Annotated in this window: 7 protein-coding genes; 5 read left to right on the forward strand and 2 right to left on the reverse strand. The window is 73.4% G+C overall.

Annotated elements, in window-relative coordinates:
* Positions 1-67: 67 nt before the first annotated feature.
* Positions 68-2,182, reverse strand: coding sequence for a trypsin-like peptidase domain-containing protein (locus tag ABZ721_RS07515; protein ID WP_358787643.1), 2,115 nt, complete (start codon positions 2,180-2,182; stop codon positions 68-70).
* 169 nt (positions 2,183-2,351) lie between these two features.
* On the opposite strand from ABZ721_RS07515, the gene ABZ721_RS07520 reads away from it, so the two are divergent.
* From ABZ721_RS07520 to ABZ721_RS07530, 3 genes are all read left to right on the forward strand, one after another.
* Complete coding sequence (locus ABZ721_RS07520) at positions 2,352-2,534, forward strand: DUF6104 family protein (RefSeq protein ID WP_269274433.1); 183 nt, start codon at positions 2,352-2,354, stop codon at positions 2,532-2,534.
* A 120-nt stretch (positions 2,535-2,654) separates the two neighbouring features.
* Positions 2,655-3,536 carry a DUF4097 family beta strand repeat-containing protein gene (locus ABZ721_RS07525; protein WP_358787644.1) on the forward strand — a complete coding sequence of 294 codons (882 nt, stop codon included), beginning with the start codon at positions 2,655-2,657 and terminating at the stop codon, positions 3,534-3,536.
* Position 3,537: 1 nt separating this feature from the next.
* The gene (locus ABZ721_RS07530; RefSeq protein ID WP_358787645.1) at positions 3,538-4,524 is read left to right on the forward strand and encodes a PadR family transcriptional regulator; all 987 of its coding nucleotides are present in this window, start codon (positions 3,538-3,540) and stop codon (positions 4,522-4,524) included.
* 71 nt (positions 4,525-4,595) lie between these two features.
* Here ABZ721_RS07530 and ABZ721_RS07535 read toward each other — a convergent pair whose 3' ends face one another.
* Positions 4,596-5,561, reverse strand: a complete 966-nt coding sequence (locus ABZ721_RS07535; protein WP_358787646.1) for a zinc-binding dehydrogenase — start codon at positions 5,559-5,561, stop codon at positions 4,596-4,598.
* A 150-nt stretch (positions 5,562-5,711) separates the two neighbouring features.
* Between ABZ721_RS07535 and ABZ721_RS07540 the strand changes: the two genes are divergently transcribed.
* Together ABZ721_RS07540 and ABZ721_RS07545 are read left to right on the forward strand one after the other, a co-directional pair.
* Positions 5,712-6,221, forward strand: coding sequence for a SigE family RNA polymerase sigma factor (locus tag ABZ721_RS07540; protein WP_358787647.1), 510 nt, complete (start codon positions 5,712-5,714; stop codon positions 6,219-6,221).
* Positions 6,218-6,964 carry a hypothetical protein gene (locus ABZ721_RS07545; protein ID WP_358787648.1) on the forward strand — a complete coding sequence of 249 codons (747 nt, stop codon included), beginning with the start codon at positions 6,218-6,220 and terminating at the stop codon, positions 6,962-6,964. Before ABZ721_RS07540 ends, ABZ721_RS07545 begins: the two co-directional genes overlap by 4 nt.
* The last annotated feature ends 110 nt before the right edge of the window (positions 6,965-7,074 follow it).

A 7,074-nucleotide genomic window follows, 5' to 3' on the forward strand; every position in this document is an offset into this window, starting at 1 on the left:
GGAGCGCAGACCACGTACCGACCGTCCCACGGAGTGGGGGCGGAGCATAAGGGGTGTGTTCGGCCGGTCATGGCGTCTCCAGCGGCTGATCGGTGCCGGGCAGCGGTCGGGTGGGGTCGTCGTACAAAAGGATCAGGTCCTGCGAGAAATAGGCTTCCAGCTCGTGGTGCGCCAGGTCGAACCGGAGCCGGCGCACCGCCTCCGGGAGCCGGTCGGCCTGCCCCGCGTCCGTGACCGTGCGCTCCACCCCCCGGTGGAAGTCCGAGCACACCCGGTCCCTTCCGGCCCGCTCCCGTCGCCACAGCACGACCCCGTAGCCGGCGCCCGTCACCCGGCGCAGCGCCGCGGGGCCGTCCTCGGCCTCCGAGGCGCGGCACAGGATCGGCACCGAGTACAGCCCGCGGAACCGCAGTTCGGCGTCGGCGGGCACCGGCGCCGGCGTGCCGTGGTCGCAGTCCAGGATCACCGGCTCCATCGGACCCGCCTGCACGCGCTTCCAGCGGGCCCGCCGCAGCGCCGCGTCCTCGCTGACCTCGTCCGGGTCGTAGTCCGGGTCGGCCGGGCGGACGACGACCGGCCGCACCTCGCCCAGCGCCGGGCCGTCCGGCCGGGTGCGCCAGGTCTCCACCGGCAGTTCGAGCAGCGCCCTGACCACCGCCACCTGAAGGACCGCCGGGCGGCCCGGCTCGTCGCAGCGGCGGAAGGCCTCGGCGAGCGGCGCGCCCAGCCGCTGCGGCAGCTCGCCCAGCCGCGTGCCGTCGGCGCCCTCGGCCACCGGCAGGACGTCGCCCGCCGCGTCCACGATGGCGATCCGCCAGTCGTAGCTGTCGCGTTCCCAGCCGCGGCGGTCGATCTCCAGCAGCACCGAGGGGGCGGAGACCGGCTCCCGGGCGGGCCGGCTGCCGGGGTCGGGGGCCGCGCGGACCCCGGACGGGCCGGGGTCCATGCGGCGGGCGTTGACCCGGGAGAGCCACTCGCGGCCCAGGTCGTTGCGGAAGCCGCGCGACAGGTCCCGTTCGCTCGCGGCGACGGCCGCCGCCCAGTTCCACAGCCGGCGCTCGGCGCCGTGCGCCGCCTCGTACGGCCGCTCCGCCGTCGCGACACGCACGCAGTACCGCAGGATCGTCTCCAACTCGCTCTGGCCGCGCCGCAGGTCGTACAGGAGGCCGAGCCCGTCGCGCCAGGAGCGCGGGGCGAGCGGCAGGTTCTCGCAGGGCTGGCCGCGCAGCTCGTTCACCGCCGCCAGCAGGCTCGCCGTGCTGACCGGCGGCGGCAGTTCGGCGAGCAGCCCGAGCAGCTCGGTGCGCATCCCGGGCGACAGGGCGCGCCCGGCGGTGGCGCCCAGCAGGTTGTGGGCGTCGGTCCAGGTCGTCCGGTTGGTGTCGGCGAGCCGGTGGCGGTCGGCGTGGTGCCGGTCGTGGCCGTGCACCACCCGCTGGAAGAGGTCGTCGGACTCGGCCCTGGCCGGGCCCTGCGGCAGCGGCAGCCCGCGCAGTTGCAGCACGGAGACGGCCAGTCCGCCGTCCTGCCCGCCCCGCCGGGCCTTGAGCACGCCGATCACCTCGCCGCGCGCGAGGTCGACGACCGGGCCGCCGGAGGCGCCGGACGGGATCTCGTCCTCGTTGCCGAGCCGGAGCTTGCCGTCCCGGCCCAGTTCGCCGCGGATGGTGCAGCGGCCGCTGACGTCCTCGACCTCGCCGTCCACCTCCATGCAGCCGAAGAAGGCGACTTCCTTGCGGGTGAACACCTTGGAGGTGCGTTCGGTGAGCCAGACGCACGCGTGCGGCACCGGCTCCAGCAGCCGGATCAGCGCCAGGTCGGGGGCGGGCCACAGTCCCGGGCCCGGGTTCTCCAGCGGCTCGGCCCACTCGACCCGGCCGCGCACCGTGTGCCCGTCGAAGGTGAGACCGACCTCGCGTCCACCGTCAGCCACCGCGCCCCCCTCGCCCCGAAGCGCCACATGGGCGCAGGTGAGCACCCAGTTCGGGGCGACGAAGAAACCGCTGCCCCACGGGCGGACGGCGACGTCCCCAGCGGACGGCCCACCGGACCCGTCGGGGGCATACCCGGGGGGCGGTGCGTGAACCCGTACGGTGGCGGCTCTCACCAGGGGCGCCAGGGTCTCGAACGGATCCGAGTCGTCTCCCTGTGCGTCCTGTGCGCCCCCATACCCCCCTGTCACGCCGCGTCACCCCCCGTTCGGCCTGCTGTGACGAAAGGCTAGCGGCCTGCGGGGACCCGCGCGAGGGAGTGTGGGAATGCTGCCTATCCTTGCCTGGAATGTCCCACCGTCCCCGTGTCGCGGTGTCCGTGTGCACCGGTGACCACTGCTTGGAGCTATGGAGCATCCCGTGTACTTCACCGATCGCGGTATCGAGGAGCTTGAGAGCCGCCGGGGCGAGGAAGAGGTCTCGTTCGAGTGGCTGGCCTCCCGGCTGCGGGAGTTCGTCGACCTCAACCCCGACTTCGAGATCCCCGTGGAGCGGCTCGCCACCTGGCTGGCCAGGCTGGACGACGAGGACGACGAGGAGTGAGCCGCGAGCGGCCCGACGCCTCGGAACGGGCCGCTTGACTTCTCCGGTACGCGATATATCGTGTCTATCACCTAGACGCGATATGTTGCGTTGCCTGCCGTACCACCGAGGAGGGTCGACATGAGCGGCACGTCGGAATGGACCGTCACCGAACCACAGAAGCTCGTCTTCGACGCGCCCGTCGACACCGTGCGCGTGCGCATCGTCGGTGGCGCGGTGAACGTCGTGGGCGTGGAGGAGGGGCCGGCCCGGCTGGAGGTCGGCGAGCTCGACGGACCGCCGCTGGTGGTCAGCCTCGACGGCGGAGTCCTCACCGTCGGTTACGACGACCTGGAGTGGAAGGGCTTCCTGAAGTGGCTCGGCGGCAAGGGCTGGGAGCGGCACGCGGTCGTCTCCCTCGCCGTGCCGCAGCACACCCGCGCCGAGGTCGGGGTGGTCGGCGCCAGCGCGGTCGTCTCCGGCCTCTCGCAGGCCATCCAGGTGCGCGGGGTCAACGGGGACGTCACCCTGGTCGGCGTGGCCGGACCGGTCAGCGCCAACACCGTCTCGGGCAACGTCGAGGCCCAGGCGGTCTCCGGTGACCTCCAGGTCAGCACCGTCTCCGGGGACCTGACCGTCGTCGAGGGCAGCGGCGCCCGCATCAAGGCCGACTCCGTCAGCGGCAACATGGTGCTCGACCTGGCCCCCGCCGAGACGCCCCCGGGCGCCGACGTCCGGCTGAACACCGTCTCCGGGGAGATCGCCGTGCGCATCCCGGACCCGGCCAACGCCGACGTCGACGCCAACACCGCCAGCGGAGCCGTCTCCTGCGCCTTCGAGGACCTGCGGGTCAGCGGCCAGTGGGGCGCCAAGCGCATCACCGGGCGGATCGGCACCGGCGGCGCGCACCTGAAGGCCACCACCGTCTCGGGCGCCATCGCCCTGCTGCGCCGCCCACCGGTCGACGACGAGCCGTCAGGCGCGTCGGCCGACGGGACCCCCTCGCTCCGGAAGGACGTCTGACATGCCCCCCGTCTTCGCCCACGGCCGGCTGCGGCTGTACCTCCTCAAGCTCCTGGACGAGGCCCCGCGCCACGGCTACGAGGTGATCCGGCTGCTGGAGGAGCGCTTCCACGGCCTCTACGCGCCCTCCGCCGGCACCGTCTACCCGCGGCTGGCCAAGCTGGAGAAGGAGGGCCTGGTCACCCACAGCACCGAGGGCGGCCGCAAGGTGTACTCCATCTCCGACGGCGGCCGCGCGGAACTGGCCTCCAGGGCCGACGAGATCGCGGACCTGGAGAACGAGATCCGCGAGTCGGTCTCGACGCTGGCCGCCGAGATCCGCGAGGACGTCCGCGGTGCCGCGGGCGACCTGCGCCGCGAGATCCGGGCCGCTGCCCAGCAGGCGCGCAGCGCTCCGCCCAACGGCGCCGGCACGGACTTCCGCGCCATGAAGCAGGAGTGGAAGGACCAGGCCCGGCGCGCCAAGGAGGAGAGCCGCCGCGCCAAGGAGGACGCGCGCACCGCCCGGCTCCAGGCCAAGGAGGCCCAGGAGTTCGCCCGCGTGGAGGTGCAGCGGATCGCCAAGCAGGTCCAGGAGCAGGTGCAGTCCCACGTCCGCGAGGGCGACTGGCAGGGCGGCCTCAAGGAGGGCCTCGCCGAGCTCAACCGCGAACTGGGCGCGCTGGGCCGGGCCACCGGCCACATCTCGACCGCCTGGCCGGGCTACCTGCGGCAGGACCGGGACGCGGCCGCTGACGCGCCTGCCGACGCGGCCGCCACTGACGCCCCCGCCGAGGCGGACGAGCCGGAGTGGGCCCGGGAGACCGGGTCGGAGGACGTGGCCGACCCCGGCCGCGAGCTGGAACGCCTCCTGGACCGCTTCCGCGACGACATCCGCGACGCGGCCCGCGACCGGGGCGTCGACGCGGGCCAGCTGCGGGAGGCGCGGCGCCACCTGTCGACCGCGGCGGCCCGGATCGCCGCCGTGCTGCGCGGCCCCCAGGACTGACGGGCCGGCGCGGGGCGCGAAGCACGGGGGAAGGGTGCGGGTTCCGCGGGACGGGACCCGCACCCGGCCGTTCAGTTCGCGGTCAGCACGATCTTTCCGAACAGGTCGCCGTCCGCCATCTTCTCGAAGCCCTCGCGGGCCCGGTCCAGCGGCAGCACCGAGTCGATCACCGGTCGGACGCCGGTGGCCGCGCAGAAGCTGAGCAGGTCCTCCAGCTCGTCCTTGGTGCCCATCGTGGAGCCGACGACCTTCAGCTCCAGGAAGAAGATCCGGGTCAGTTCGGCGGCCGGCGGGTTCGAGCCGCTGGTGGCGCCCGAGATCACCAGCGTGCCGCCGGGCCGCAGCGACTTCACCGAGTGCGACCAGGTCGCCGCGCCCACCGTCTCGATCACCGCGTCGACCCGCCGCGGCAGCCGCGCGCCCGGCTCGAAGGCCGCCTCCGCGCCCAGCTCGACCGCGCGCTTGCGCTTGCCCTCGTCGCGGCTCGTCGCGAACACCCGCAGCCCCGCGGCCTTCGCCAGCACGATCGCCGCCGTCGCCACGCCGCCGCCCGCGCCCTGCACCAGGACCGAGTCGCCCGGCCGCACGCCCGCGTTGGTGAAGAGCATCCGGTACGCGGTCAGCCACGCGGTCGGCAGGCAGGCCGCCTCCTCGAAGGAGAGCTCCGCCGGCTTGCGCAGCACGTTCCACGCCGGCACCGACACCCGCTCGGCGAAAGTCCCCTGGTACCGCTCGGTGAGGATCGAGCGCGGCTCGTCCGGTCCGACGCCGTGCCCGGACTGCCCGATGACGGAGTGCAGGACGACCTCGTCGCCGTTCTCGTCGATGCCGGCCGCGTCACAGCCAAGGATCATCGGCAGCCGCTCCTGCCCGAGCCCCACGCCGCGCAGCGACCACAGGTCGTGGTGGTTGAGCGACGCGGCCTTCACCGTGACGGTCGTCCACCCCTCCCGGCGCTCGGGCTCGGGGCGCTCCCCCAGCTCCAGGCCGTTCAGCGGCTGGTCACGGTCGATACGTGCGGCGTAGGCAGCGAACATGCAGCAGAAACTATCGGCGCCGTCCGCCCCGGGTGAAGCCCCCACCGCACGAAGCGACATACGTCACCCCCGGGTGCAACCTCCGGGGCCGTCCAGCGCACTGACACAGTGACGGGCTGCCGGCCCGGACGGGGCGAGGGAGGGGACGACATGTCGCAGGAGGACGGTGCCGACCGCGGCGACGACGCGCTGGAGGCGTTCATCGCCGGACGGCGCCTCGCGCTGTTCCGCAGCGCCTACCTGCTCTGCGGCGACCGCGACGAGGCGGACGACCTCGTACAGACCACCCTGGTGAAGGTCATCCTGGGCCGGCGCCGGCTGCAGCGCCTGGACAACGTCGAGGCGTACGCCCGCAAGACCCTGGTCAACACGTTCATCGCCTCCCGCCGCCGCTTCTGGCACCGCGAGCAGCCCTACGGCGAACTGCCCGAGCCGGTCGGCCCCGGCCCCGAGACCGACGCGGACACCGGCCTGGCCGTCCGCGCGGCGCTCGCCCGCCTCACGCCCAAACAGCGCGCCGTCCTGGTCCTGCGGTACTGGGAGGACCTGACCGTCGAGGCCACCGCCGAGGCGCTCGGCATGCGGGAGAACACCGTCAAGAGCCACGCGGCGCGCGGGATGGCGGCGCTCCGTGCCGAAGTGCAGGGAGAACGGGTATGAGCCAGGACCAAGCAGTCAGGGAGTTGTTGCAGAGGGCCGTCGACGGTCTCGTGCCCGGACCGAACGGCACGACCGAACGGATCTTCGCCCGGGCCCGGACCCTGAGACGGCGGCGCACTCGGGCCCGGATCGCCGTTTCAGCGCTGGCCCTCGCCGGCGCGGTGACCGCCGGCCTGCTGCTGATGCCAGGCACGGGCAGGGCACCGCGGGTGCAGAGCGCTACGGAGTACAGCGGGCTGACGCAGACCGCGCTGCTCAGGGAACTGCTCCCATCGGACGTGGGCCGGATCGACCTGAACAGCAAGGCCGAACCCGACAAGAACGTCGCGATCGGTGACGGGACGTACCGGGTGACCAAGGACGGGAGGTACGGCGAGATCTCGATCCACAACTTCGCACCGGACGCGTACGGACCGCACGACGTCTGCGCCGAATTCGACACGAAGCCCTGGACGGCGGAGTGCGGGAAGACGGAACTGAGCGGCGGCCGCACCCTGTGGACGTGGCGCATCCTGCCCGGGGTTCGGCTGAGGGACGACGCCCGCTGGAAGAGCGTCGCAGGATACTGCGCCGGCCTGTCACTTCCCGACGGTCGCTCGATGTTCATCGATGTCAACGCCGGAGATTCGCTGTCCGGCCGCCCCTCCGACCCCGCCTGGATGGCCGCGCCGCCGCTTACCATGGCGCAACTCCGCGACCTCGCGCTGCGCCCGGAGCTGCTCGTACCGCTGCCCAGGTTCTGACACGAACGACGGCGGGCCGGCACTCGTGTGCCGGCCGGGAACCCGGTGATCGACGTACCCGGACTCACGCCGAGATCTCCGGTGATCTCCGAAGGACCGGTATTGGTGAC

The sequence above is a fragment of the Streptomyces sp. NPDC006733 genome, from assembly GCF_040636125.1.
Taxonomy (GTDB): Bacteria; Actinomycetota; Actinomycetes; order Streptomycetales; family Streptomycetaceae; genus Actinacidiphila.